24 protein-coding genes and 1 pseudogene are annotated in these 26206 nt (G+C 71.9%); 8 read left to right on the forward strand and 17 right to left on the reverse strand.

Annotation, left to right across the window (positions count from 1 at the left end; all coding sequences use genetic code 11):
- Nucleotides 1–39: 39 nt before the first annotated feature.
- The 5 genes from ASC56_RS10350 to ASC56_RS10370 all read right to left on the reverse strand — a co-directional run bounded on the left by ASC56_RS10350 (nt 40) and on the right by ASC56_RS10370 (nt 4244).
- A complete protein-coding gene (locus tag ASC56_RS10350; RefSeq protein ID WP_055490954.1) occupies nt 40–1434 on the reverse strand; it encodes an NAD(P)/FAD-dependent oxidoreductase in 1395 nt (464 codons plus the stop codon).
- Nucleotides 1424–1669, reverse strand: a complete 246-nt coding sequence (locus ASC56_RS10355) for a ferredoxin (protein WP_055490955.1) — start codon at nt 1667–1669, stop codon at nt 1424–1426. Before ASC56_RS10355 ends, ASC56_RS10350 begins: the two co-directional genes overlap by 11 nt.
- 189 nt (nt 1670–1858) lie before the next feature.
- On the reverse strand, nt 1859–2536 hold the full coding sequence (locus ASC56_RS10360; protein WP_055490956.1) for a hypothetical protein: 678 nt from the start codon (nt 2534–2536) through the stop codon (nt 1859–1861).
- 133 nt (nt 2537–2669) lie between these two features.
- Nucleotides 2670–3359 (reverse strand): ribonuclease H, encoded by a 690-nt coding sequence (locus tag ASC56_RS10365; protein ID WP_079102408.1) that lies wholly within the window; start codon nt 3357–3359, stop codon nt 2670–2672.
- An 87-nt stretch (nt 3360–3446) separates the two neighbouring features.
- Complete coding sequence (locus ASC56_RS10370) at nt 3447–4244, reverse strand: VOC family protein (RefSeq protein ID WP_055490958.1); 798 nt, start codon at nt 4242–4244, stop codon at nt 3447–3449.
- Nucleotides 4245–4392: 148 nt separating this feature from the next.
- Here ASC56_RS10370 and ASC56_RS10375 point away from each other — a divergent pair, with 148 nt between their 5' ends.
- Entirely contained in the window at nt 4393–5397 is a 1005-nt protein-coding gene (locus tag ASC56_RS10375) for a zinc-binding alcohol dehydrogenase family protein (protein WP_055490959.1), read from the forward strand.
- Between the two features lie 83 nt (nt 5398–5480).
- Nucleotides 5481–6686: a PP2C family protein-serine/threonine phosphatase gene (locus ASC56_RS10380; protein WP_055490960.1), complete on the forward strand. Its 1206-nt coding sequence runs from the start codon at nt 5481–5483 to the stop codon at nt 6684–6686.
- A 25-nt stretch (nt 6687–6711) separates the two neighbouring features.
- On the opposite strand, the gene ASC56_RS10385 is transcribed toward ASC56_RS10380, so the two are convergent.
- Entirely contained in the window at nt 6712–7578 is an 867-nt protein-coding gene (locus ASC56_RS10385) for a Cof-type HAD-IIB family hydrolase (RefSeq protein ID WP_055490961.1), read from the reverse strand.
- A gap of 82 nt (nt 7579–7660) precedes the next feature.
- On the reverse strand, nt 7661–8629 hold the full coding sequence (locus ASC56_RS41145; RefSeq protein ID WP_055490962.1) for an ROK family protein: 969 nt from the start codon (nt 8627–8629) through the stop codon (nt 7661–7663).
- A gap of 181 nt (nt 8630–8810) precedes the next feature.
- On the opposite strand from ASC56_RS41145, the pseudogene ASC56_RS39550 reads away from it, so the two are divergent.
- A pseudogene (locus tag ASC56_RS39550) lies at nt 8811–9001 on the forward strand (LacI family transcriptional regulator); the annotation flags it as partial.
- 463 nt (nt 9002–9464) lie between these two features.
- Here the strand turns inward: ASC56_RS39550 and ASC56_RS10395 are convergent.
- The gene (locus ASC56_RS10395; RefSeq protein WP_055490963.1) at nt 9465–9887 is read right to left on the reverse strand and encodes a protease inhibitor; all 423 of its coding nucleotides are present in this window, start codon (nt 9885–9887) and stop codon (nt 9465–9467) included.
- Nucleotides 9888–10260: 373 nt separating this feature from the next.
- Here ASC56_RS10395 and ASC56_RS10400 point away from each other — a divergent pair, with 373 nt between their 5' ends.
- Nucleotides 10261–10812, forward strand: coding sequence for a hypothetical protein (locus ASC56_RS10400; RefSeq protein ID WP_055490964.1), 552 nt, complete (start codon nt 10261–10263; stop codon nt 10810–10812).
- Nucleotides 10813–10817: 5 nt separating this feature from the next.
- On the opposite strand, the gene grpE is transcribed toward ASC56_RS10400, so the two are convergent.
- Entirely contained in the window at nt 10818–11282 is a 465-nt protein-coding gene (gene grpE / locus ASC56_RS10405; RefSeq protein WP_055490965.1) for a nucleotide exchange factor GrpE, read from the reverse strand.
- Nucleotides 11279–13147, reverse strand: coding sequence for a molecular chaperone DnaK (gene dnaK / locus ASC56_RS10410; RefSeq protein WP_055490966.1), 1869 nt, complete (start codon nt 13145–13147; stop codon nt 11279–11281). The genes grpE and dnaK overlap by 4 nt, the downstream gene beginning before the upstream one ends.
- A 347-nt stretch (nt 13148–13494) precedes the next feature.
- On the opposite strand from dnaK, the gene ASC56_RS10415 reads away from it, so the two are divergent.
- Both ASC56_RS10415 and ASC56_RS10420 read left to right on the forward strand, forming a co-directional pair.
- Complete coding sequence (locus tag ASC56_RS10415; protein ID WP_107309222.1) at nt 13495–15087, forward strand: cytosine permease; 1593 nt, start codon at nt 13495–13497, stop codon at nt 15085–15087.
- Nucleotides 15087–15761, forward strand: a complete 675-nt coding sequence (locus tag ASC56_RS10420; protein WP_055490968.1) for a cyclase family protein — start codon at nt 15087–15089, stop codon at nt 15759–15761. Before ASC56_RS10415 ends, ASC56_RS10420 begins: the two co-directional genes overlap by 1 nt.
- Before the next feature lie 45 nt (nt 15762–15806).
- Here the strand turns inward: ASC56_RS10420 and ASC56_RS41150 are convergent, their stop codons facing one another.
- The 3 genes from ASC56_RS41150 to ASC56_RS10430 all read right to left on the reverse strand — a co-directional run bounded on the left by ASC56_RS41150 (nt 15807) and on the right by ASC56_RS10430 (nt 17666).
- On the reverse strand, nt 15807–15977 hold the full coding sequence (locus ASC56_RS41150; RefSeq protein ID WP_199835956.1) for a hypothetical protein: 171 nt from the start codon (nt 15975–15977) through the stop codon (nt 15807–15809).
- Nucleotides 15978–16036: 59 nt separating this feature from the next.
- Complete coding sequence (locus ASC56_RS10425) at nt 16037–16393, reverse strand: PRC-barrel domain-containing protein (protein WP_055490969.1); 357 nt, start codon at nt 16391–16393, stop codon at nt 16037–16039.
- A gap of 97 nt (nt 16394–16490) precedes the next feature.
- Entirely contained in the window at nt 16491–17666 is a 1176-nt protein-coding gene (locus ASC56_RS10430) for a CdaR family transcriptional regulator (RefSeq protein WP_055490970.1), read from the reverse strand.
- A gap of 114 nt (nt 17667–17780) precedes the next feature.
- Between ASC56_RS10430 and ASC56_RS10435 the strand changes: the two genes are divergently transcribed.
- Both ASC56_RS10435 and ASC56_RS10440 read left to right on the forward strand, forming a co-directional pair.
- Entirely contained in the window at nt 17781–18950 is a 1170-nt protein-coding gene (locus ASC56_RS10435) for a lactate 2-monooxygenase (RefSeq protein WP_055490971.1), read from the forward strand.
- Complete coding sequence (locus tag ASC56_RS10440) at nt 18947–19924, forward strand: 2-hydroxyacid dehydrogenase (protein WP_055490972.1); 978 nt, start codon at nt 18947–18949, stop codon at nt 19922–19924. The genes ASC56_RS10435 and ASC56_RS10440 overlap by 4 nt, the downstream gene beginning before the upstream one ends.
- Nucleotides 19925–19931: 7 nt before the next feature.
- Here the strand turns inward: ASC56_RS10440 and ASC56_RS10445 are convergent, their stop codons facing one another.
- From ASC56_RS10445 to ASC56_RS10460, 4 genes are all read right to left on the reverse strand, one after another.
- Nucleotides 19932–21728, reverse strand: coding sequence for an RICIN domain-containing protein (locus ASC56_RS10445; RefSeq protein ID WP_063784948.1), 1797 nt, complete (start codon nt 21726–21728; stop codon nt 19932–19934).
- Nucleotides 21729–22175: 447 nt separating this feature from the next.
- Nucleotides 22176–22553, reverse strand: coding sequence for a hypothetical protein (locus ASC56_RS10450; RefSeq protein WP_055490973.1), 378 nt, complete (start codon nt 22551–22553; stop codon nt 22176–22178).
- A gap of 3 nt (nt 22554–22556) precedes the next feature.
- Entirely contained in the window at nt 22557–22802 is a 246-nt protein-coding gene (locus ASC56_RS10455) for a hypothetical protein (RefSeq protein WP_055490974.1), read from the reverse strand.
- A 102-nt stretch (nt 22803–22904) separates the two neighbouring features.
- On the reverse strand, nt 22905–25997 hold the full coding sequence (locus ASC56_RS10460) for a glycoside hydrolase family 2 TIM barrel-domain containing protein (protein WP_055490975.1): 3093 nt from the start codon (nt 25995–25997) through the stop codon (nt 22905–22907).
- Nucleotides 25998–26206 lie beyond the last annotated feature (209 nt).

The following is a 26206-nucleotide window of genomic DNA, read 5'->3' on the forward strand; positions in this document are numbered from 1 at the left end:
GGGGGCCGAGGGGGCTGGGGACGGATCGCCGGCCGGCGCTCAGTGGCGGCCCGGGGTGAAGACCAGCCGGCGGTCGGCGGGCGAGTAACCGCTCAGGGTCACGGTCGGGCCGTGGGTCGGCAGGGACGGGTCGGGGAAGTCGGCCGAAACCGGCTGCCGGCCCTCGGGACGGCGGTCCACCGTCGGGAACTCCAGCGGGAAGGGCGCACCCGTCTCGATCAGCCGCTGATAGAACTCCAGCCAGCGTGTGTTGTCGAAGCTCACGGCGGCGATCACGCGCCCCTGGTAGCCGTACGTCCCGATGAAACGGCGCTCGGCGAGCGACCCCTGCGTGATCATGATCTGCTCGCCCATGGACGGGACCCCGACCGACTTGATGTTCACGCCGAACTGTGACGACCAGAAGGCGGGCACCCATATGTGCGGGCGCCGCTCGGCGCTGGCGCTGATCATGTTGTGCGCGGCGACCTCGGCCTGCGTGACCGCGTTGCCCCAGTGTTCGAGGGACAGGAACTGGTAGTTGAACAGTGGGTGCGGGGACCGCGCCACATCGCCGGCGACGAAGACGTCGTCGGTGACGATGCCCCGGAAGTCGAAGGCCCGGCAGCCCGCGTCACAGGCGATGCCCCGGGGGCCGGCCCCGAGCCCGGATCCGGCCAGCCATTCCGTGTTGCGGGTCGCACCGAGCGAGACCACCACGACATCCGTCTCGACGACGGTGCCGTCGGAGAGATGGGCGGCCCGCACCCGCCCCGCCGAGTCGCCCTCCAGGGCGGTGACCATGACACCGGTACGCAGGTCCACACCGTTCTCGCGGTGCAGTTCCGCGGCCACCGCGCCGATCACCCCGCCGAGGGCGCCCACCAGCGGAGCGCCGGCGCGCTCCGCCACGGTGACCGCGATGCCCTGCTCCCGGCAGGCGGAGGCGATCTCCGAACCGGTGAAACCGGCGCCGATGACGAAGACCCGGCGCGGCGAGGCCTTCAGCCGCCGTTGCAGGCCGACCGCGTCGTCGCGGGTCCGCAGCACGAAGACCCCGTCCAGCCGGGCCTCCGCCTCCTTCGGCCAGGGCCGGGCGCGTACGCCGGTGGCGATGAGCAGCCGGTCGTACTCCACCTCGTCCCCGTCGGCCAGCCGCACCCGCTTGGCCCGCAGGTCGAGGCCGGTCGCCGCGACGCCGAGGCGCCACTTCACGTCGATCTCCCGGCGCCGGGGCAACTCGGTGTGCTGCGGAGACGCCCGGCCCAGCAGGACGGCCTTCGACAGCGGCGGACGGTCGTAGGGCTCGTACGGTTCGTCACCGATCATGGTGAGCGATCCGGCGAAGCCCTTGGCACGCAGGGTCTCGGCGGCCCGCAAGCCCGCCAGCGAGGCACCCACGATCACGATCCGACCCTCGCGTCTGAGCCGGTCGAGGAAGGTGTCACCGATCACGGGCCGCCTCCTCGCCGGGCCGGGCGGGCGGGTCGCCCGCTTCGTCCAGTCCGTCGGCCGTGATCGCCTGCACCGGGCAGGCCGCGACGGCGCGCGCCACCCTCTCCCGCTGCTCCTGCTCGGCCCGTGGGTCGTAGACGAGCGACTCCTCGCCGTGCATGGCGAAGACATCCGGCGCGAGAAACGCGCACTGGGCGTATCCCTGGCACTTGTTGAGATCGACGACAAGCCTCATCAACGCTCCGCCCCTTCGGGGCCAGGTCCGTCACGGCACCACCCGCTCGGCGGCACCCGCCGGACGGCGGTCATCTCCCCCCACGCCACAGCATCGAAGACCGGGCCGGACGACGCTCGCCGAGGTCCGCCGAAGGGGTGACCGGCGCACGGGCACCCGGCCCCGCGTCAGCGGGCACCCGGCCCCGCGTCAGGAGGCCGCCGGGGCTCCCGACCGGGGCCGGCGGTTCGCCACCAGGATGTGGAGGCTGATGATCAGCGACCAGGCCGGGAAGACGAGCTCGGACCAGGGGAAGTTCGTCGAGACGAAGAGCAGGGTCAGCGCGGTGAGGAAGCCCAGCAGGGTCAGCCACCGCGGCAGGAGCCCGAGGCGGTGCCCGATCGTGGACATGGAGGCCGTGAAGACCGCCGCCATCCGCATCGCGTATCCGGTCATCAGCGTGTACGCCAGGTTCCGGCCGAAGTCCCAGGTGGGCGGGCCGGGCGGGATGCCTGACGGTTGCGCGGTGGCCAGCACGGCCGCGGCCGCCGCGGCCGCCCCGAACATGGTCGCGACGAAGACCAGCCCGCTGCCGAGGAGGACGGTGGCGAGGAACTTGTCCTCGGCGTCCCCGACGTGGGTCCGTACGACGCCGAGGAACCACAGGAAGAAGATGCCGGCGAACGGCACGAGCGTGAGCGCGGTCCGCACCGCGCTGCGCCGCGCGGGGTCGGTCAACCCTTCGGGGGGCACCGCTTCGGCACCCTCGGGGAGCCCCAGCCGGATCAGGACGATGGCCGCCGCGAGCAGCAGCGCGAAGGCGACTCCCACCAGCCCGGCGGCTCGCGGGGTCTGCAGTACCTGCCGGCTCGGCCCCGTCGTGGACATGCACGGCTCGCTTCCTCTCGGCGGCTCCTGGCACCAGCAAGCCGCCGCGCACGGGGCACCGCCACCGCAGGACGGCCGAACGGCACACCGATGTGGACGGCCCTAGGGCCGCGGAGATGCGTCAGAAGGCGCCCTATCCGTCGCCCGTTGTGCGGCACTCCGGGTGGCCCCAGCCCTGGGCGTTCTTGGCGATGGGGTCGCCGGCCGCGTAGGGGCGGCCGCACAGGCAGCGGCCGGGGAACTTCGCCTTGATGGTGCGGGCGGACGTGCGCTTGCGTGCGGGCGCACCGCGGCGGGCCGGTGCGGAAGGGACCGGGTCGGGCGACGGCGGCGGCTCTGGGGAACCGAGGTCGCTGCCCGCCGGTTGCTGGAGGGCGGCCGCCTGGCTCGCGGCGCGGTCGGCGAAGTCGTTGAGCGGGTCGCCGCCGACCTGGTGGGCGGGGACGTAGCGGAACTCGACGTCACGGCCGTCGAGCAGTTCGTCGATGTGCTCGACCAGGCCTCGGTTGGCGACGGGCTTGCCGGCGGCGGTCTTCCAGCCGTTGCGCTTCCAGTTGGGCAGCCAGGTGGTGACGGCCTTCATCGCGTACTGCGAGTCCATACGGACCTCCAGCAGCACGTCCCGGGCGACGGCCGTCAACAGGCGTTCCAGCGCGGTGAGTTCGGCGACGTTGTTGGTCGTCGTGCCCAGTGGGCCGGCCTCCCAGCGGCCGGGGACCTCGTCATGGTCGGCGATCACCCAGGCCCATCCGGCAGGTCCGGGGTTTCCCTTCGAAGCCCCGTCGCAGGCGGCCACAACACGTTCAGGCATGCTCCTGATCATGCCACGCTCCGGACACAGCTCCCGGGCCGGGGCGGGAGCCCCGTCGTCGGGCGGGCTCCCGGTCGCGCACGGTGGCGTACCCGTCGGTCAGGACACGTCCGTCACGTTCGGCGTCTCGCCCCGGGTGGTGGTGGTGTCGATGACCGAGAAGTTGGCGCCCTGCGGGTCGCTCAGCGCGGCGAACCGGCCGAACGGGCTGTCCATCGGCCCGAACCGCAGGATGCCGCCGTTCTTCGTCGCCCGGTCGACGGCCGCGTCGCAGTCGTCGACCGCGAAGTACACGTTGATGTACGGCGGGACCTCCGGCGGGAAGTCGTCCGTCATCCTCATCCGGCCGAGCACGGGGTTCCCGTCGAGCTCGAAGATGCGGAAGTCGACCGCCTCGTCCTCGATCTGCTTGACGCGGTAGGGGAAGACGGCGGGGAAGAACGCGTCGGACTTCTCCGGTTCGCGGGTGAAGACCTCGGCCCAGCAGTAGGCGCCGGGCACGCCCCGCGCCTCGAAGCCCTCGTGGGTGCCCGCCTGCCAGAGGCCGAAGACGGCTCCGCTCGGGTCGCGGGCCAGGGCCATGGTGCCGAAGTCGCCGACCTGCATCGGCTCCATCAGCACCTCGCCGCCGTTGTCCCTGATCTTCCGTGCGGTCGCGGCGGCGTCGGTCGCGGCGAAGTACAGGCACCAGGCGGAATGCCCCTCCTGGCCGGGCATGGGCGGTACGACGGCGGCGACCGCCTTGCCGTCGGCGTAGGCCTGCGTGTAGTTGCCGTACTCGGGCGACGACTCCCCGAACGTCCAGCCGAGGACCTCGCCGTAGAACCGCTTGGCCCCTTCCAGATCGCTGAACATCGCATCAGCCCAACAGGGCATTCCCTCGGGTTGTACCGCCATGGTGTTCGGCCTCTCCGGTTCGACTCATTCGACTCAGGGGGGTGCGCTCCTCACGCTAGCCACGCCCGGACCGCGGCGCGCGCCGAGGGGCCATCCTGTCCGACACTGGAGCGGGGGCAGTCGTGGACGGGAGACGGGGGCACAGGTGATGCGCGCATGGGCGGTGGAGCGGCCGGGGCCCGTCGAGCGCGAGCCGCTGCGGCTCGTGGGCCGGGCCGTGCCGGAGCCGGGGTCCGGCGAGCTGCTGGTGCACGTGCGCGCGTGCGGCGTGTGCCGTACGGATCTGCACGTCGCCGAGGGAGATCTGCCGGTGCACCGGGCGGGGGTGACACCGGGCCACGAGGTCGTCGGCGTGGTGGCCGGGCTCGGGCCGGAGGTGCGCGGCTGGGAGGTGGGCGAGCGGGTGGGCGTGGCATGGCTGCGTCACACGGACGGGACGTGCCGGTACTGCGTGCACGGGGCCGAGAACCTGTGCCCCAGCTCCGAGTACACCGGCTGGGACGCCGACGGCGGCTACGCGGAGTACACGACCGTGCCGGCCGACTTCGCCTACCGGCTGCCCGCGGAGGTGGACGACATCGCGCTGGCGCCCCTGCTGTGCGCGGGCATCATCGGTTACCGCGCACTGCTGCGGACGTCGCTGCCGCCGGGCGGGCGCCTCGGGCTGTACGGGTTCGGCGGCAGCGCCCACCTGTGCGCCCAGGTCGCGCTGGCGCAGGGGGCCACCGTGCACGTCCTGACCCGGGGCGAGGACTCGCGGCGGCTCGCGCTGGATCTCGGGTGCGCGTCGGCGGGCGGCCCCTACGACCCGCCGCCGGAGCCGCTGGACGGGGCGATCCTGTTCGCGCCGGCCGGTGATCTCGTACCGGTGGCACTGCGGGCACTGGACCGCGGAGGGGTACTGGCGGTCGCGGGGATCCATCTGAGCGACGTCCCGGCGCTGCGCTACGAGAGCGAGCTGTTCTACGAGAAGGAGCTGCGCAGCGTCACCTCGAACACGAGGGAGAACGGCCGGGAGTTCCTCGGGCTCGTGGCCCGGTACGGCGTGCGGGCGACGACGCACGCCTATCCGCTGGCGCAGGCACAGCGGGCCCTCGGTGATCTGAAGGCGGGACGCTTCGACGGGGCGGCGGTGCTGGTGAACGATGGGTGATGGGGGGCGGTGGCGCGCGGGTGCGGGCCTGGCTGTTGAATGCGTGGATGGACTCTGAGACGGGTGGTCGCGGAGGTGGCGCGGTGGGCGTTGAGGACGCTGCGGATCCGCCGAACGGCGCGGAAGAAGCCCTTGAGTCGATCGGTACGACGCTCGACGAGCAGACCACGTGCGAGGAGCTGGCCGCGTACGTGTGCCGTCGGCTGTGCGATGCCGCCGCCGTGGACCTGCTGCCGGAGGTCCCGACCGCGCAGTCCCTCCCCGAGCCCGGTCTGGAGCGGGTGGCGACGGCGGGCCGGGCCGAACTGCTCGGGCCGTTCGGCCCCACCGGCGCCCGCCCCCTGTCCGTGCAGGCGCTGGAGAAGAGGCTTCCGATCACCGCGTCCATGGATCTGCCGGGGCGTGTCCCGGGACAGGTCATGACCGTGCCGCTGCACGCGCACGACCGGCTGTACGGGGTGCTGCTGGCGGTGCGGCGGAGCAGGCCGTTCACGGACCGGGACACCGCCGTCGCGCAGTTCGCGGCACGGCTGGCGGCCGTGCACCTGGGGCACGCGCAGCGGTACACCGCGGTGCGCGGCACGGTGTTCCGGCTCCAGCAGGCGCTGCTGACCGAACCGGGGCGGCCGCATCCGAACCTGGAACTGGCCACGCGCTATCTGCCCGCGGGTCGCGGGGCCCTGGTGGGCGGGGACTGGTTCGAGACCGTGCGGCTGCACTACGGGCGGACCCTGCTGGTGCTGGGCGACGTCATGGGGCACGGGCCGGACGCGGCGGTCGACATGACCGCCTACCGCTCGATGCTGCGGTACGTCGCCTCCACGGACCTGCCGCCGAACCGGGTGCTGCGCCGGCTGGACGCCGCCATCGCCGAGAACGGCACCCGTCGTCCGGCGACCTGTCTGCTCGTCCGGGTCGACCCGACACGGGGCCGGGCATCGCTGGCCAGCGCCGGTCATCTGCCGCCGGCCGTGTTCGGCGCGGACGGGACCGGCGAGCTGCTGGACGTGCCGGTGGGGCCTCCGCTCGGGACGGGGGTCGGCGGCTACGAGCTCGCCGCGCGGGAGCTCTCGAACGACGACACCCTGCTGATGTTCACGGACGGTCTCGTGGAGCGGCGCGAGGAGGACATCGACGTCTCCCTGGCCCGGCTGGCCGGACTGCGGCTGCGGCCCGGGGCGAGCGTGGAGGAACTGCTCACGGACGTCCTCGCCCGTCTCGACGCGGACCACGCGGAGGACGACGTGGCGGTTCTGGCCGCCCGCATCCGCCACCGCTCCGAGGTCTGAACCACCGGCCGGCCGGATCCGCGCGTCAGGGGGTGGGCAGCCGCAGGATGCGGGTGATCGTGCGCAGGACGCCGTTGTCGGTGTTGGACGGCGCCAGGTAGCGGGCCCGCCCGATCACGTCCGGGTGCGCGTTGGTCATGGCGAAGGACCACTCGGCGGTGTCGAGCATTTCGAGGTCGTTGAGGTAGTCGCCGAACACCATCGTCTGCGCGGGCGTGATGCCGAGATCGCGCTGGAGCCTGCGTATGGCGGCACCCTTGTTGGCGGTGGGGTTCATGATGTCGACCCAGTGCTCGCCCGAGACGACGACCTGGTGGGTCGAGGTGAACGGCTCCAGTGCGGGGGCGGTGGTCCGCTCCACGGGTCCGAAGTCGAAGAGGGCCACCTTGAGGAACTCGTCCTCGACGGCGGTCAGGTCCTCGACCGTCCGCAGCCGGGCGTAGTACTTCTCCGCCTCGGCCAGGAACGCTTCGTCCGTGCGCTCCACGTAGGCGGACCTCTTTCCGCACAGGACCGCCCCGACGTCCACGCCGTCGGCCGCGAGCCTCCGCGTGGTCTCCACGACGCGGGCGGCCGGGGCGGGGTCCAGGGGGTCGGAGCTCAGCTCCACGCCGTCGCGCACCACATAGGTGCCGTTCTCGGCGACGAAGACCATGCCGTCGCCCGCCGCGGCGAACTGCCGGGCCAGGGTGGCGTACTGGCGGCCGCTGGCGGGGCTGAAGAGCACGCCGCGTCGGCGCAGTTCGGCGAGGAGCGGCCACAGCCCCTCGGGGATCCTTCCGGTGCCGTCGAGGAGCGTGCCGTCCATGTCGGTGACGACGAGCCGGATGTCGACGGGGTCGCTCGGGAGCTCGGGGGTGGTGGTGAGGAGGCACGAGGGCGTGGCGGACATGTCCTGCTTTCCGGGCGGGGGCGGGCGGGGGCGGGTGGGGGCGGGATGCGGGCTCGGCGGCGGGTACGGGTGCTGCGTCCGGTCAGCCGCCCTGGGCGCGGGTGCACAGATCGGCGCGGGCGCGGCGCAGGGCGAGGGCGCGGGCACCACGCTGGGATGCGGCGTCGCCGAGCGCACCGGACGCGACCGGCGGTGGCAGCGGTGCCAGTGCGCCGAGGGCGGGGTGGCTGCCGATGGGGCCGCCCAGCAGCACGAGTTCGGGGTCGACGACCGGGCAGACGGTGGCGATCGCCTCGCCGATGGTCCGGCCTGCCCGCTCGACGACGGCACGCGCCGGTCCCTCCCCCTCGTCCGCTAGGCGGAGGAGGCCACGGGCCACGGCCACGGAGTCCGGCTCATCCCTTTCCGTGGCGTGCCCGGCGTTCGTCCGACCCTCAGCGCCGGTCACCCGCCCGGCGCTCGTAAGCCGCCCGGCGCTCGTCCGACCCTCAGCGCCGGTCACCCGCCCGGCGCTCGTAAGCCGCCCGGCGTTCGTCCGACCCTCAGCGCCGGTCACCCGCTCGGCGTTCGTAAGCCGCTCGGTGCCCGTCAGGGCGTCGGCGACCGTCCGGCGCCGGGCGCTGAATCCGGCCGCGGCGACTGCGCGGGCGAAGCCGTGCCGCAGGTGGCTGCCGGGAGGCTCGCAGCCGGCACCGAGACAGCCGATCTCGCCGGCCACCCCGCGCGCTCCCCGGACCAGCCGGTCCCCGATGACCAGCCCCATGCCGAGGCCGGCCCCGATGCAGACGTAGCCGAAGCTCTCGGCGTCGCGCGCAGTGCCCACCCCGCCCTGGCGGCCGCGCTGCCGCCCGGGGGGCAGCGGCCTTGTCCCCTCCAGCCGGCGGACCGACTCCGAGACCGTGGTCTTGGAGATGCCCGTGCGCTGCGCGGTCTCCGCGCGGGTCACGGGTGCCTGCTCGAAGACGGTGTCGAGCACGATCTGGTCGGTCAGGTCACGGACCAGGGCCATGCTCAGCAGGGCCGCCCCGGCGAGCGTGCGGCGGATCTCCATCTCACCTCTCGCTGTCGGGTCACTTGGGGCCGACGTCGTGCCTGGTCGCACATGCAGTCGGGCCTGGTCGCACGTCAATGGTAAGGGCTCCTCCCCGACCCCGGCCGGACGGCAGTTTCGAGAGCGCGTCCCGGAGCGGCGGCGCACGAGGGAACCCGCAATGGAGGCGGGGCGATTGGTAGCGCACGACGCGCCTACGATCGGCCGGCGAACTGGTCGGGCGGCATGGCCGCCACCGAGCATCTGCTGCGTCTCGGCCACCGCAGGATCGGACTGGTCGCGGGCCCGTCACGGCTGCTGTGCTCGCGGGCCCGGCTGGACGGCTACCGGGCGGCGCTGGAGGGCGCCGGGACCACAGTGGACGAGTGCCTGCGCGGGTGCCGCTGCGGGCGCGGGAGTCCGCGGAGGTCCGGATCACGGTCCCGGCCGACGCGGCGGCGTGCACCGGTCCGGACGGCACACGGATCGTCGAGACCTGCTCGTCGACCGCCTGCGGCCGGTCGTGTTCCTCGACCGCTCGGGCCTGCTGCGGCGGCTGAGACGGGCTGGGAGGGAATGCCCCGGGCGAGTTGGGGCGGATCCTGCGGTACTGGGGCGGGAACCTCGGCCACCACGACCTGAAGCCGGGTGGACGGGTCGGCCGTATACGACTCGGACCAGCGCGAGGTGGGGCGCTGGTCCATCACGTCCAACAGATTGCGGGGGTCGGTCGGACGGCCCCACTCCGTCCGGCCGACCCCCGCTACGAGATCGCGTGGCGTTCCGCGACAGGCCTCGCACTCCCCAGTCACGAGCCCTCGTTCGACGCTCGCGGGGACCGCGCGATCCCGGTCCCTCAGAACGTGAAGAGAGCGGTCCCGTAGGAGTTCTTCACGCACTCGTTGGCGAAGGTGCGCTCATAGTCGACGCGTTTGCCCTGCCAGACGCCTTGGACCGTGACGACCACGGGGTCGTACAGCCTGGTACAGATGACACCCTCCCTGGCCTTCAGGGCACTGAAGTCGCCACCGACGGTGCGCAGTTCGGCGCAGGCATCGACGGCGTCCGGGTGGCTGCCGGCGGCGGTCGGCGCACAGGTCAGCGTGACCGCTCGCTGGGGGGTGACGGTGGCGGCGCTCTGGCCGTGGCCCGTGGTCAGCACGAGGGCCGAGGGGGCGTAGAGCGAGGCGGGGGCGGCGAGGGCGGACCCGGTGAGGGGGCCACAGATGGCGGTGGCCGTAAGGGTGAGGGTCGCTGCCCAGCGCGCGGTGTTCGGCATTGTGTGCATCCTTCCGCTCGTATCGGAGTAACGGTTCGGCACCGGTCGTACGTGAACCGGAGCCGGTCCGGTCGGTTGCCTGTTCGGCGAGCGGGAGTCTGCCGACTCCGGGCGCGAAACTCACATCGACCCCACACGTTTCGGTAACTTTGAGTATTGAAACAGTGGCGTGAAGTAACAGAATTCGAACGCGTGGGCCCCGTAACCACACGGCCGTCGGTCGCTCGGGGCAACCCCCTGGCTTGATTCGCACGCTTTGGCAATAGGCCTGAAACATTCCGCTTACCTGCTCCCGCAAGCGCTGTCTTCAGCTCACGGAAAACGCCCCGGGGCGCCCCTTGCCTTTGACCCTCGGCGGAGTAATCGTGATTACATGATTACCGCAGAGCAACGTGAGAAGCTGCGTGGCTGGTTCGCCGGCCGCCTGCCCGACGATCTGTTCGAGAGCTTGGTGGAGGTCACGGTCGACCGGGAGGAGATCACCGTCGTCGGCCGCATCCCCGAGCCGCGGCTCGCCGAGGGCTCCTCGGCCGCCGAGAGGGAGGCCGCCCGCACGGCCCGTGTGCAGGAGTTCCGCGAGCGCACCCGCGAGGACCGGGTCGCGGTGGCGCGCGAGGCCGAGCACCGGTTCGGCAGGAAGGTCTCCTGGGGCGTGGAGTGCGGTGGCGAGCGTGCCCTGTTCACGCACGTCGCGGCGCCGGTGATGACCAGGCTGCGCCAGCCGGAGCGTCAGGTCCTCGACACGCTCATCGCCGCCGGCGTGGCCCGCAGCCGCAGCGACGCACTGGCGTGGTGCGTACGCCTGGTGCAGAAGCACACCGACGACTGGCTCACCGAGCTGCGCGAGTCTCTGGAGCACGTGCAGCGGGTGCGGGCCCAGGGACCGGACGCCGAGCCGCGGGACACAGCCTCCCACGAGGAGTGAGCGCGTCAGGGCCGCAGGTCGGGGGGCGGGCCGGCGACCGTGACGCGTGCGGCGCGCAGCAGCCGGTCCCCCACCCGGTAACCACGGTGGAGGATCTCACTGCAGGTCAGACGATCGGCGTCGGGAACGACGACATGCGTCACCGCCTCGTGCCACAGGGGATCGAAGGGCTCGCCCTCCTCCCCGAACGGCTCCAGTCCGACGGAGCCCAACTGGGCCTCCAGGACGTCGGCGACGGCCTGGAGGCCGGCAGTCATGGCCTCCTGCCGACGTGCCCCCTCCAGGGCGTCGAGTACGGGCAGCAGCGCGCGCAGGACGTTCTCCGCGGCGACCTCACGCACCGCCATGCGGTCGCGCCGCACCTGCCTGCGGTAATTGTCGTATTCGGCCTTCACCCGCTGCAGGTCGGCGGTGCGCTCGTCGAGCAGTCGCCGCAACTCCGTGCACAGCGGCGGGCCGCTCCGGTTCATGGCCGGCCCGCCTGTGACGTGCCGTCGTCATCCACGATCTCGGCGTCCACCACCTCGTCGTCGGCCCGGCCACCGCCGCTCGCCGCGCCCCGCTCCGACGCCGTGCCGCCCTCGGTGCGCGCCCGCTCGTACAGGGCGCTGCCGATCTTCTGCGCCACGGCGGACGCCTTGTCCGTGGCCCGCCGGATCTCCGCGGTGTCCTCGCTCCCCAGCGCCTCCTTCAGCTCGGCGATGGCGCTCTCCGTCTCGCTCCGCAGATCGCCCGGAATCCTGTCGCCGTTGTCCCTGATGAGCCGCTCGGTCTGGTGGACCAGCTGTTCGGCCTGGTTGCGGGTCTCGGCCGCCTCGCGCCGCTCACGGTCCTCCTCGGCGTGCTGCTCGGCCTCGCGCACCATGCGGTCGATGTCGTCCTTCGGCAGGGCGGAACCGCCGGTGACGGTCATCTTCTGCTCCTTGCCGGTGCCGAGGTCCTTCGCCGTGACATGCATGATGCCGTTGGCGTCGATGTCGAAGGACACCTCGATCTGCGGGACGCCACGGGGCGCCGGCGGCAGACCGGTCAGCTCGAACATGCCGAGCTTCTTGTTGTACGCCGCGATCTCACGCTCGCCCTGGTAGACCTGGATCTGCACCGACGGCTGGTTGTCCTCGGCCGTGGTGAAGATCTCCGAGCGCTTGGTCGGGATCGTGGTGTTGCGCTCGATGAGCTTGGTCATGATGCCGCCCTTGGTCTCGATGCCGAGGGACAGCGGGGTCACGTCGAGGAGCAGGACGTCCTTGACCTCACCCTTGAGGACACCGGCCTGGAGCGAGGCGCCGACGGCCACGACCTCGTCCGGGTTGACGCCCTTGTGCGGCTCCTTGCCGGTGAGTTCCCGCACCAGGTCCGTCACCGCGGGCATGCGCGTCGAACCGCCCACCAGGATCACGTGACGGATGTCGGACATCTTGATCCCGGCGTCCTTGATCGCCTGGTGGAACGGCGTCCTGCAGCGCTCCAGCAGGTCGGCCGTCAGCTGCTGGAACTGGGCGCGCGTCAGCTTCTCGTCGAGGTGCAGCGGTCCCTCCGGAGAGGCCGTGACATAGGGCAGGTTGATGGTCGTCTCGGACGAACTCGACAGCTCGATCTTGGCCTTCTCGGCGGCTTCGCGCAGCCGCTGCGTCGCCATCTTGTCCTTGGCCAGATCGATGCCGTACGCGTTGTTGAACCGCTTGACCAGATGGTCGACGAGCCGCTGGTCCCAGTCGTCGCCGCCGAGGTGGGTGTCGCCGTTGGTGGCCTTGACCTCGATGACGCCCTCGCCCATCTCCAGCAGCGACACGTCGAAGGTGCCGCCGCCGAGGTCGAAGACGAGGACCGTCTGGTCGCTCTCCTTGTCGAGCCCGTACGCCAGCGCGGCCGCCGTCGGCTCGTTGATGATCCGCAGGACGTTCAGGCCGGCGATCTCCCCGGCCTCCTTGGTGGCCTGACGCTGGGCGTCGTCGAAGTACGCGGGCACGGTGATCACCGCGTCGGTGACGTCCTCGCCCAGGTAGGACTCCGCGTCCCGCTTCAGCTTCTGCAGCACGCGTGCGGAGATCTCCTGTGCGGTGTACTTCCTGCCGTCGATGGTGCCGCCGTCCGGGAAGCGCCAGGGCTGTTCGCCCATGTGACGCTTGACCGAGCGTGCGGTGCGCTCGACGTTGGTCACCGCCTGCCGCTTGGCGACCTCACCGACCAGCACCTCGCCGTTCTTGGCGAAGGCGACGACCGATGGCGTGGTCCGGGCGCCTTCGGTGTTGGTGATGACGGTGGGCTCCCCGCCTTCGAGGACCGACACCACCGAGTTCGTGGTCCCGAGGTCGATGCCGACCGGACGTGCCATGGGGCTCTGCCTCCTCGTCGTCCCTCGTTGTGGTTCTCGTCCGAGGGTCCGTTTCAGAAGGACCGGGACATCAGTGCCCCCCTGTCAAGGCTGCTGGAGCACGGCCGGTGGCGCAACGCGCCGGCCGCACCGGGCGCCCCGCCACGCCGCATTGGATGATTCCTCCACCCAGCAGCCGAAGGATGGAGGAAGCGTCCTCTGGTCAGGGAGGTGCGGCGGGCCTTAGCGTCGGCAGACCCCGTGCGGACGGTATCTCCTCGCACACCGCGCACCCCTGCGGTGGCCGGCGCCGTCCGGCCCGCCGCGCCATGAACGCGCTCCGCCGCCCGTCCCTCGCAGGAGCACCGTTGTCCGAGAACACCGACACCTCGCCCGCCGCCGCGCCCCCGTCCCTCACCGAGGTCGAGACCCACGGCGTCGACCGCATCCCCGACGCGGACCGCACCGCGACCCCGCTCGATCTGTTCCGGGTCGCCTTCGGGGGCGCGAACACCTTCTCCACCTGTGTCCTGGGCGCCTTCCCGATCCTGTTCGGCCTCTCCTTCTGGCAAGGTCTCGCGGCGACCCTCCTCGGCGTGGTCGCGGGCGCGCTGATCCTGTGCCCGATGGCGGTGTTCGGCCCGGTCAACGGCACGAACAACGCGGTCTCCTCCTCCGCCCACCTCGGTGTGCACGGCCGTGTGGTCGGCTCGTTCCTGTCCCTGCTCACGGCCATCGCCTTCTTCTCGATCTCGGTGTGGAGCTCCGGCGACGCCCTGGTCGGCGGCGCGCACCGGCTGTTCGGTCTGGAGCGCGGCACCTGGTCGTACGTCGTGGCGTACGCGCTGTTCGCGGGCCTCGTGCTCGCGGTGTGCGTGTACGGCTTCCGGTTCATGCTGTTCGTCAACAAGATCGCGGTGACGTCGGCGACCGTGCTGTTCCTGCTCGGCGCGATCGCCTTCGCCGGGGACTTCGACCCGTCGTACGCGGGTGTGTTCACCGCCTCGGCCGATTCCGCGACGAAGGCGCTGTTCTGGCCGTCGTTCATCGGCGCGGCGCTGATCGTGCTGTCGAACCCGGTGTCGTTCGGCGCGTTCCTCGGCGACTGGTCGCGCTACATCCCCGCGGACGCACCACGCCGCAAGGTGGTCGGGGCCGCGTTCCTGTCGCAGATCGCGACGCTGCTGCCGTTCGTGTTCGGCCTCGCCACGGCGAGCATCATCGCCAAGCAGGCGCCGAAGTACGTCGATCCGGCGGCCCCCGACTTCGTCGGCGGTCTGCTCGCCATCTCCCCGACCTGGTTCTTCCTGCCGGTGTGCCTGCTCGCCCTGATCGGCGGCATGTCGACGGGTACGACGTCGCTGTACGGGACCGGCCTGGACTTCTCCTCGGTGTTCCCCCGGCTGTCGCGGGTGCAGGCGACGCTGGTGGTCGGCGTCCTGTCGATCGCGTTCATCTTCATCGGCCGTTTTGGGCTGAACCTGGTGCAGTCGATCTCCACCTTTGCCACGATGATCGTCACCTGTACCACTCCGTGGATGGTCGTGATGATGCTCGGCTTCTACACCCGGCGCGGCTGGTACGACCCGGACGCGCTCCAGGTCTTCAACCGCCGTCAGCGCGGCGGCCGTTACTGGTTCGCGCACGGCTGGAACTGGCGGGGCATGACCGCCTGGTGGGTGTCGGCGGTGATCGGCGTGCTGTTCACCGACATCCCCGGCCAGTTCGTCGGCCCGCTGGGCAATCTGGCCAACGGCGTCGACGTCAGCCTGCCGCTGTCGCTGGCCGTCGCCGCGGTCCTCTTCCTGGCGCTGCTGCGGCTCTTCCCGGAGCCCCGCGCGGCGTACGGTCCACAGGGCGCGCGGCTGGCCCGCACCGTCGAGGCGCCGGTGCCGCCGATCACCAGGCCGGGCGCCCGGCCGGAGGACACCCCCACGGCGCTCGCGGTCGAGGGCGGCTGATGGACTCCTGGCTCGACCTGTCGGTGCCCGTGGTCACCGGGATGCCTGTGTATCCCGGTGACCCGCAGGTCGAGGTGGAGCGGGCGCTGCGGGTGGCCACGGACGGGGTCAACGTCCTGGCGTTGCACATGGGTTCGCAGTCCGGGACGCACCTGGACGCGCCGTACCACGTGAACTCGGCGTGGCCCGCACTGGACGCGCTGCCGCTGGAGCGGTTCGCGGGCCCGGCGGTGGTGGCGGACGTACGGGGCCTGGCGCCTCGGACGCCCATCACGCCCGATCTGCTCGCGCCCGCCCTGAGCCTGCTGCGGCTGCAGCCGGGCGCGATCCTGCTGGTGGCCACGGGCTGGTCGGCGTACTGGGGCACCGACGCCTATCCGGCCCATCCCTGGCTGACGCCGGAGGCCGTGCAGGCGATCGTGAACGCGAGCGTCCGCACGATCGGTGTCGACGCGTTGAGCGTGGATCCGACCGGCGATCCCGACCTGCCCGCCCATCGTGTGCTGTGCGGCACGGGCGGTGTGATCGCCGAGAACCTCACGGGCCTCGACCGCGTCCTCGCGGCCCAGCTGGCCGGCCGCCCGGTGGAGGTGTTCCTGTTCCCCCTGCACCTGCCCGGCGCGGACGGCGCCCCGGTCCGTGCGGTGGCCCGCGTCGGCGGTGCGACGCGCTAGGTGGGCCCGTCTGACGGATCTCCGCGGCGTCGGGGCTCGGCGGCCTCACCGGACGGGGTGGCGACGCGAGCGCCGGGACCAGCGCGCGCCGACCAGGATCAGGTCGACCACCAGGACCACGACGCCGATGACCAGGAGGTAGAACAGCCCCTTGGCCACCACGCCGATCAGTCCCAGGACGATCGCGGCCAGGATCAGGAACAGGAAGAGCGCCATGGACGAACACATCCTCAGGTGCTGCGGGTGATGAGCGTGCGAGGTGATCGGCGAGCCGGTCAGCCGCGTGCGAGGCGGCGTCCGTGGTCGGCGCCGGGCTCGTAGCTCCTGGCGTAGTGCTTGAAGACCTCTTGTTCACGCTCGACCGGCAGGACGTCGTCGAGCCCGATGGAGGGGGCCTTCCTCACCAGCCCCCTCTCGTACGCCACCTTGACGTAACCCGGTCCCAGGGTGGCCTCGTCGAGAGGGACGAAGACCAGCCGCTGCCGGGTGGGCAGTCCGGTCCGAACCGTGGCCATGGCGGGTGCGTCGGTCGCGGTGTCCACGTACACCGCCTCCAAGGACCCGATCTTGCGTCCCTTGGGATCGATCACGTCGCGGTTGCGCCACTCGCGGATATCGGCTGAATGGATCATGCCTGGCTCCTTGCGGCCCGCGGCCCCCACAGGCCACCTCGCACCGGGTGGGGATGGTTATGCCGGAATTGCAACGGTTTCACTCTACCCCGGAGGCTCAGGCCCTGATCGTGCGCGCGATGTCCAGCGTCAGGCGCTGCCATGGGTCGCGCGGGTCGCGGGACGTCAGAGCGTGGATGCGGCGCAGGCGGTAGCGCAGCGACTGCGGGTGCAGATGGAGTGCGCGGGCGGCGGCGTTCGCCGAGCCCGCGTCGACGTACGCGGTCAGCGCCTCCAGCAGATGCCGCTGCTCCGGGTCGGTCAGCGGGCCGAGGACGAGGCGGGCGATATGGTCCGCGGCGGCGGCCGGATGCCCCCCGAGGAGAGCCAGCACGTGCGCGTCCGCGTCCGTGAGTATGCGACCGGGCCGGTGGGCGTGGGCGGGCGCCGTGTCGAGGGCGTCCGCGGCGAGCCGGTGGGCCACGGCGATCCGGTCCAGCCCCTCCCGGGTGATCGCGCAGCCCCGCCAGGCCCGCTCGTCGAGGAGGGGCGCCGCGCGGTCGACCGCCGTCGCCGGGGCCAGCAGGACGGCGCGGGAGCCGCGCACGGTCGACAGTGACGTACCCGCGTCGCCGAGCGCGTCGAGGAGTCCGGCGGCGGCCTCGTACGAGATGTCGGGGCCGCCCCCGGTCATCGGCTCGGCGACCAACAGGCAGTAGGGGTCGGGGAGATGGACGCCCAGCCGGGCCGAGCGGTCCGTCAGCGCGCCCACCGAGGCGTGCCGGCCGGCGATCAGGTCGTCGAGCAGCAGCCGCAGCGCCCGGTCGCGGTCCCCCACCAGGTCCTCGGTGGTCGACGCGTACGCCATGGCCATCTCCTCCGACAGGGTGTCCAGCGCCGTCAGCAGGGCCCGGGCCAGGGCGAAGCCGTCCGCCGCCGTGAGGCCGGGCGCGCGGGCGGCGACCTCGTCGGTGAGGACGGTCGCGGCCACGCGGTAGGCGCGCAGTACCGCCTGCACGGGCCTGCCGTCGGCCGCGCGGGCGGCCGCGATGCCACGGAACCGGCGCAGATCGGCGGGGCCCAGCGTGCCGTCGGTGGCCCACAGGTGCAGCAGCCGGTCCACGCCCCACGCGGCGATGGCCCGTACCTCCGGCAGCCGGCTGTCGTCGAGCGCCGCGTACACCGGCACCTGTTCGTGGACGGCGGCGACGACCGCCTCCACGACCCGTTGGTCGGCGACGATCTCGTCCCGGACCCGGTCCCGGACCCGGAACCGCGATGGCTGGTTTGTCACAGAGTGATGATTCCAGCCGCGCGATGTGCGCACCACGGTGGACGGTTCTTGTCACGGTCGCCAGGATCGTCGGCGTACAGCGCGGTCTCAGGGACGAGAGGCGGGACGTACGGGATGGCGAAGCACTGGGCGGACTTCCAGTACGAGATCTATCTGAACGGCATGACGGGCGCCGTACCGCGGCTGCCCACCGATCCGACGCGGCTGGAGGAGCTCGCCGAGCGGCGGCTCGGGCCCGGCCCGGTCGGTTATGTGGCGGGCAGCGCCGGCAACGGCAGCACTTCCCGGGCGAACCGTGCCGCGCTGGAGCGGCGCCGCATCGTGCCGCGCATGCTGCGGGACGTGCACGAACGCGACCTGTCCGTGGAGGTGCTGGGGCGTCGGCTGCCGGCGCCCGTCGCCCTGGCGCCGGTCGGGGTCCTGTCGATCATGCACCCGGACGCGGAGCCGGCGGCGGCACGGGCCGCCGCGGCGCAGGGTGTGCCGTACATCCTGTCCTCGGCCTCCAGCACGCCGATGGAGCAGGTGGCGGAGGCGTCGGGCGACGGGGAACGCTGGTTCCAGCTGTACTGGGCGAAGGACCGCGAGGTCACCCGCAGCTTCCTGACCCGAGCCAAGTCGGTCGGGTTCACGGCCCTGTTCGTCACGCTCGACACACCGCTGCTGGCCTGGCGGCCCCGCGACCTCGACCAGGCGTATCTGCCCTTCCTGCACGGGGTGGGCACCGCCAACTACTTCTCCGACCCGGCGTTCCGGGCGGGCCTGGCGAAGCCGGTGCACGAGGATCCCGACGCCGCGGTGCTGCACTTCGTCGGCATGTTCGCGGACCCGGGCAAGACCTGGCCGGACCTGGCGTTCCTGCGGGAGAACTGGGACGGGCCGATCGTTGTGAAGGGCATCCTGCATCCCGACGACGCCCGCCGGGCCCTCGACGCGGGGATGGACGGCGTGGTGGTCTCCAACCACGGCGGCCGGCAGGTGGCCGGTTCCGTGGCGGCCGCGGACGCCCTGCCCCGGGTGGTCGAGGCGGTGGGCGACCGGCTCACCGTGCTGTTCGACAGCGGGATCCGCACCGGCGACGACATCTTCAAGGCGCTCGCGCTGGGCGCACGGGCGGTGCTGGTGGGGCGGCCGTACGCGTACGGGCTCGGGCTCGACGGGCAGGCGGGCGTCGAGCACGTCATCCGCTGTCTGCTCGCCGAGTTCGACCTGACCCTCGCCCTAGCCGGACACGCCCGCCCCGCCACCGTAGGCCCCGCCGACCTGATCGAGGAGACCGTATGACCGACACCAAGAACGTCCTGGCCGTGATCGCGCCGCACGTCGGTGGGCGCCGGGCGGGAGCCGCGCTCGCCACCGCCTTCCCTGGGCTGGCCCAGGTCACCGTGGTCGAGCGGGCCGACGAGGACCCGGCGGCGCTGCGCGCGGCGCACGTCATCATCACCGGGCTCGGCCCGGTCACCGCCGGACACATCGCCGCCGCACCGGAGTTGGAGCTGATCCAGTGCGCGAGCCATGGCTTCGACTACGTCGACCTGGACGCGGCCCGGGCCCGGAACATACCCGTGTGCAACATCGGCTCCAGCGGCGCGGAGAAGCAGAACGTGGCCGAGCAGACCTTCGCGCTCATGCTCGCCCTGGCCAAACAGCTGGTACCCGCGCACACCGCGCTCGTCGACGCCGACTGGGCGCTGCCGCGGCTGCAGCAGTCCATCACCGAACTGTCCGGCAAGACCCTCGGCATCGTCGGACTCGGCCATATCGGCGAGGAGGTCGCCCGCCGCGCGGTCGCCTTCGACATGACCGTCCTGTACGCAGGTCCCGAGCGCCTGGACGCGCGGACGGAGGCTCGCCTGGGCGGGGCCCGCTACGTCGGACTCGACGAACTGCTGCGCACCTGCGACTACGTGTCGTTGCACGCGCCGCTCACCGACGCGACCCGGCATCTGCTCGACGCCGAGCGCCTCGCGCTCCTGAAGCCCACCGCGTTCGTGATCAACACGGCCCGGGGCGCCCTGATCGACCAGGACGCCCTCGCGGACGCGCTGGAGCGGGGGGCGCTGGCCGGGGCGGGGATCGATGTCTTCGACCCCGAACCGCCCACCCCGGCCCTCAGGCTGCTGAGGGCGCCGAACGTGGTGCTGTCACCGCACGTCGCCGGTGTCACCCGCGAGACCCTGGTGCGGATCGCCCTCGCGGCGGTGGACAACGCGGCCGGCTTCCTGGCGGGCGACAAGCCGCGCGACGTGGTCTCCTGACGGTGCCTCAGAGCCGGATGACGGGCAGTGCGTCCGGCAGCCGGATCGGGAGTCGCAGGGTGGGCGTGGGGGCGGGATGGCGCGGCTCGTCCCCGACGTTCATGGCGCGGCGCTCCTGGTAGGTCTCCGCCGGGGGCGGCGCGGGCGCCAGTGGGCCGCCCGGCGGCTGTCTCCCCGGAGCGGCGGGCGAGGTGGCGGTGGGCGGCGGCTGTGAGGAGGCCGGGGTGGTCGTGGGCTCGCTCGTCCCGACGACCGACAGCGACTGGGTTTCGGCCGACTCCTCCTCCGTCGCCCAGCGCTGGGTGTCGGAGCCGTCGCGGACCTTGACGACGATCTCGGCGTCCGGGTCGGCGGGCGCGGGGGTGACGGCGAGGCCGCCGTTCCACCGTGGCAGCAACTCGCCCTGCACGGTGAGGTCGTAGCGGACGTCGTCGGCGTGCGCCTGACCCGCGTCGACGCACCAGGTGAGCTCGACGACTCCGTCGGTGTCGTGGGAGTCGAGGCACAACCCCGGGTCGGCGACGCTGCGCAGCAGTCCGTCGCTCTCGTACGACCACTGCTGGGTCCAAGCCGACGAGCACGGCGTGAGCCGCGTACCCGCTCCGGACTTCACCGGGCCGCGGATGTCGAGGCAGAGGCCGGCGGCGACGTTGCGCAGCCGGGTCTGCTGTGCGGGCCGCGGGGAGGCGGCGGCGGGCGGTGCCTGGGACCCGGAGCCCGGCGAGAGTGTCGTACGGGCACCGCTCGCGCCGGTGGAGGCGACCGGCTGGGCACCGCCGTCGTCCGACCACAGGCCGGTGACGAGGAGCGTCGCGAGCACGGCCGTGGTGACGATGCCAACGCCGGTCAGCAGTGCCTTGGTGTTCCACTCCCCCGGCGGGAGCCGGCGTCCCGGCGCCGGGATCGCGGGGAGCAGCCGGTGGCGTCCACCGCCGGTGGGGCCGCGCCGGGTGTGGGCGGAGTACGGGATGCGGCCCGGCCGGGAGTCGAGATAGCGCCGGGCGCCCCAGCCGAGCACCGCTTCGGCCAGCAGTACGCCGAGTCCTCCTTCGAAATGGCTCAGCTGCTCGGCGGCGAATCGGCAGTGGCGGCACTCCAGGAGATGCTGCTGAACTTCGGGCAGCAAGGCGCCGCCGCGGCGAATGGGGACGTCGAGGAGCCGGTTGTGGAAGCGGCATTCGTCGGTCGGGGCGAGTTCCCGGTGGGCGCGGACACAACCTGCCCGGAATTGTTCGCGCGCCTGTTCCAGTGCGGCCGCCGCCGTCTCGGAGTCCATGCCCAGCAGAACGGCCGGAACGGATATGTGTTCGGCCTCGACCTCGGTGTGCCAGAGCAGACACCGGGCGAGTCCGGGCAGTGCATGGAAAGAGCGTTCGGCGAGGGCCCGGCTTTCGGGCGTCAGGGACTTCGCCGCACGCATACCGCGGCCTCCCGCCGGTTTCCTCAACTCCGGGAGCACGCCGGATATCCGGTCCTCCGCGGACCACTCCCTGACCGTGTCGCGCACCGCCACGAGAAGCCGCGGTCGCAGTGCCGTGGCGGAGCCGGGGCGTATGAGGTCGCCGAGGACCTGGTGGAAGGCGGTCGCGGTGACCATCGAGGCGATGTTCGCCGAGGAGGCGAGGCAGACGACCGCGTAGTCGTACGTGGCCTGCCAGTGCCGCGCCATCAACAGCGCGACGGGCTGGGTGACCTCGCCGACGGGCCGGCCTCTGAGCCGGCCGGCGAGGCTCTCGTCGGGTTCCCCGGGGGCGATGCCGGGACGCGGGGGATAGGGCGGACGCGGGGGGTGGGGGGTGTGCACTGAGCGGATTTCCTTCCAAGGCGCAAGGCGGCACATGGAGTTTCCGGCGCTTTGAGCGCGCCGACGGTCCGGAATGGTGATCAGCCATTCGGGAGTCGGTCATTGCCCGTGCGCGGGAAGGTCACCTTGGCACATGTCACTGACACCCAACAAGGCACTTGGACAACATCGGCCTCATGCGAAGGGAAGTCCGCTGTCGTCATCAACTTCCCACACACATACCGGCTTTCAACATTCCTTGCGCCCCGTGTGAACCGTGCGCGCACACCGGTCCCGCGCGCACACTCCCGGCGCGCGGAACTCCGTGGTCCACTGGGAAGCGGCCTTCTCCTCGGGGCCCGCGCGGAACGGCCGCTCCCGCGCGAAACGGGCCGCCGACCCGATCCTCCCGCCCTCGGTCGGCGGCCCCCGGGGGCGGCGGATCGGCCGCCCGGCGCCCCGTTCAGGTCATATCTGCCAGGACCTCAGACGGTCCGCGGCCCCGTAGACATCGGTCTTGCCGGAGATCAGATCGCGGGCGAGGTCGACCAGGGCGCCGTACGGCGGGTCGATGCCCACACCACTGACGAACATGTAAGCGACCGCGGTGGCGCAGGCGAAGCGCGCGTTCGCCGACGGCAGTGGCTTGAGCAGCGCCAGCGTGTGCAGCAGGGCGGTGGCCCGCCAGGCCGGGTCGGAGTCGACACCGAGGCGGGGCGGGTCCACGCGGTGACGGGCGACGGCGGCGACCAGCGCGGAGAAGTCGTTGATCACGGGCTGGTCGGGCAGGACCTCTTCGTGGCGCTGGAGCAGCCAGGGCACATCGATATGAATGACGGAGGCCATCGGTCAGGCGCTCCGCTCCTCATCCTGGACCGGCGGTTCATCCTCGGGGAAGGCGGCCGCGAACTCGTCCGCGTGCGCGGCGAAGAACCGGCGGAAGGCCTCGGCGCCTTCCTGGAGCGCGCGGTGCCGCGCGATGTCGGCCGCGGCGGCCTCGCGCACCAGGGCCTTCATCGACGTGCCTCGTTCCTTGGCGATCTGCCGGAGGTCCTCTAGCTCCCGATCACTGAACTCCACATTGAGGGCTGGCATGCCCCTCACCGTACCTTGCCGGTACTTACCCGTAAATACGCCCTGGTCAGAAGAGAGTGTGAGCGGTACCGGAGGGAGCAGAACCGGACGACACGGGGATCGTCAGCCGGCCGGGATCTCCAGTCGGCTGATGCGTACCGCGCCACCGGCGGCGCCCGGGTGGGCGCTGGTGAGCCGGAGGCGGACGCGTGAGCCGCGGGTCGCGTCGAAGGTGATCACGGTGGGCGTGTCCGACGCCGTGGCCCAGTCCACCGCCGCACCCTTGACGGGCACGTACCCGGCACCGTCCCAGACGGAGACGTCCACCGACGCGGGCAGGCTGTGGATCGCGTCGACGGTGAAGGAGACCTCGACGCGGTGGACGGTCCGCGGCCGCGCCCAGGTGACCGCGACCCAGTCCTGTGGCCGCGCACCGCTGAAGGCGGGCAGCAGCGCGGTGGCCGACTTGTGGAAGGCGTTGGACCATCCGGTGGCCGGGTCGCCGTCGAGCATGGCGGCGGGGAGTGTGTCGGGGCGCCCGGAGTAACTGGCGTCCGCGTAGGGGTAGGTGGGGGCCGCCGGGTGGCCGGGCCGGAACGCGGGTGCGGGAGTGGCCGCCTTCGTCCGCGCGGGGCTGGTGCGTACGGTCGCGGTCGCCGCGCGCAGCCCCTCGGCGCGAGCCCGGACCTTCAGCGTGCCCGCCCCGGCACCCGACCGTACGATCGCAAGTGCCTTGCCGTGGAAGGCGGTTCGCGTGGTCGCCTGATAGCGCTCGGCGCTCTCCTGCCGCCCGGTGTCGAGCCCCGCGAGGGAGCCGCCCGTCACGTCGAAGGTGATCAGGTCCTCGGCGCCGGGCACCACCACGCCGTGCGCGTCGACGACCTCGGCGGTCACGAACACGAGCGAGCGGCCGTCGGCGGCCAGGGCCGGCCGGTCCGGCGTGAGGCGAAGGGCATGGGCGGCCCCGGCGGTCCGCAGGACATCGGTGGCGACGGCCTTGCCGTGGCGTCGTGCCACCGCCTTCAACTCGCCCGGCTCGTAGGGCACCTTCCAGGTGAGGTGGAGCTTGCCGGCGCTGCCGTTCGGGCTGGTGTAGCTGCCGGGATAGCGGCCGTCGGTGAACGTCTTGTCGTCGCCGGTCGCCTCGGTGGTCTCCAGGTACGTCCGGCCGTCCGTGGTCCTCTTGGTGTCGAACGTCCTCGTCCCCAGGGACTTCCCGTTGAGGAACAGCTCGACGCTGTCCACGTTCGCGTACGCCCAGACCTCGACCGTGTCCCCCACCTCGTGGTTCCAGCTCATCGGGAGCAGATGGACCATGGGTTCGCTCGTCCACTGGCTTCTGAAGAGGTGGTACATGTCCTTGGCGAATCCGGCCGTGTCGACCGCGCCGAAGAAGGACGCCTTCACCGGGAAGACGTCGTAGGGGGTGGGCTCCCCGATGTAGTCGATGCCGGACCACAGGAACTGACCGGCGAACCACTGACGGTCCCGGTCCTTCTTGTGCCCGTACTCGCCACTCATCGTCCAGGAGGCGAGGTTGTTGTCGTACGAGGAGGTCGCGCGCCTGCCCGGTGTGTGGTTCTCGCCGGTGTTCAGATGCTCCGGCTCCTGATACGTGCCCCGGGTCGACGTCTCGGACGACGACTCCGACTCGAAGAGGAACAGGTGCGGGTAGGCGGCGTGCAGGGCGTCCACCGACTTGGCGGTGTTGTAGTTGAGTCCGAGTCCGTCGAGCTTGGTGAGCATGAGGTCGGCCGCCGAGCCCTTGGCCGGAACGCGGCGGTACTTGTCCGAGCCGATGACGAGCGGGCGTGTGTCGTCGGCGGCCCTGATGGCGCCGATGATCCGGTCGGCCATGGCGAGCCCGGCGGTCGACGTGGAGTCGGGGATCTCGTTGCCGATGGACCACAGGACCACGGCCGGGGAGTTGCGGGCCGCCAGCACCATCTCGGTGGCGTCCTTCTCGCACCACTCGTCGAAGAACCGCCCGTAGTCGTAGGTCGTCTTGCCGGTGCGCCAGCAGTCGAAGGCCTCCACCATCATCACGATGCCCATCTCCTCGCAGACCTGGATCATCTGCGGCGAGGGCGGGTTGTGGGAGGTGCGGAAGGCGTTGACGCCCATGGACTTCATGATGGTCATCTGCCGGCGTACGGCGTCGATGCTGATCGCGGCGCCGAGCGCGCCCTGGTCGTGGTGGAGGTCGACGCCCTTGATCTTGGTGTGGGTGCCGTTGAGGTGGAAGCCCTCGTCCGGGTCGAAGCGGTAGGAGCGGATGCCGAAGGTGGTGCGGTAGGTGTCGGCGCGCGTGCCGCCGACGCTCAGCTCGGTCTCCAGGGTGTACCGGTGCGGGGCCGCGAAGTCCCACAACAGCGGCTGTGGAACGGTGAGTTCGTGGGTCTCCGTCGTGCTGTCGGTGACGCTGACCGTGGAGGACGTACGGGCGACGGTTCGGCCGTGGGGGTCGACGACCCTCGATGCGACCTCCACATCCGCCCTGGCGCCCGACTCGTTCACCACGGAGGTCCGCACCCGCACGACGGCGCGCGCCTCGGTGACGTCCGGCGTGGTGACGTACGTGCCCCAACGGGCGACGTGCACGGGTTCGGTGACGACGAGGCGGGCCTCGCGATAGATGCCGCTGCCCGAGTACCAGCGGCTGCTGGGGAGCTGGTTCTGGACCTTCACCGCGAGGATGTTCCCGGTGGTGCCGTCGGTGTGCAGCAGACCGGTGAGGTCGAAGGCGAAGCCGGTGTAGCCATAGGGGTGCCGACCGACCTGCGTGCCGTTGCAGTAGACGTACGAGTCCATGTAGACGCCGTCGAACTCCACCGAGATCCGCTTGCCGGCGAGGCCGGGCGGCAGGGTGAAGGCCAGGCGGTACCAGCCGAGGCCGCCGGGGAAGAAGCCGGTGCCGCTCGTGGTGCCGTGCTCCGTGGTGGGCGTCTGCTCGATGCTCCAGTCGTGCGGGACGGCGACCTCGCGCCACGTGGAGTCGTCGTAGCCGGGGGCGGCGGCGTCGGCGTACGCGCCGCTCGGGTCGGTGATGCCGCCGGGGTTGACGAGTGCGAACCGCCAGCCGTCGCGCAGGGCGATGGTCCGTCGGCCCGGTGTACGGGCGGCTGCTGTCGCCGGGTCGGTCCCGGAGCCCAGCAGTGCGCCGGCCGCCGGGGCTGCCGTACCGGCGATCAATACCGATCTGCGAGTGACCGTCATGGCGACTCTCCCTCATCAGGGACCAGAAGTACTCACAACTAATCGTGACCAAACAGATTCTGACGGCGTGACACACTCCTGCGTCAAGAGTCCGTCCCCTTGCTTCTGATTGCTTCCGACGCGGGCGTCACATCCGCGCACTCGTCGTCATGACCGATGGCGCCGCGAAGAGGCCGGTCACCGGGGGTGGCGTCCGGTATGGATCGGCG

The organism is Streptomyces sp. TP-A0356, from assembly GCF_001417775.1.
In the GTDB taxonomy this organism is placed as follows: Bacteria; Actinomycetota; Actinomycetes; order Streptomycetales; family Streptomycetaceae; genus Streptomyces.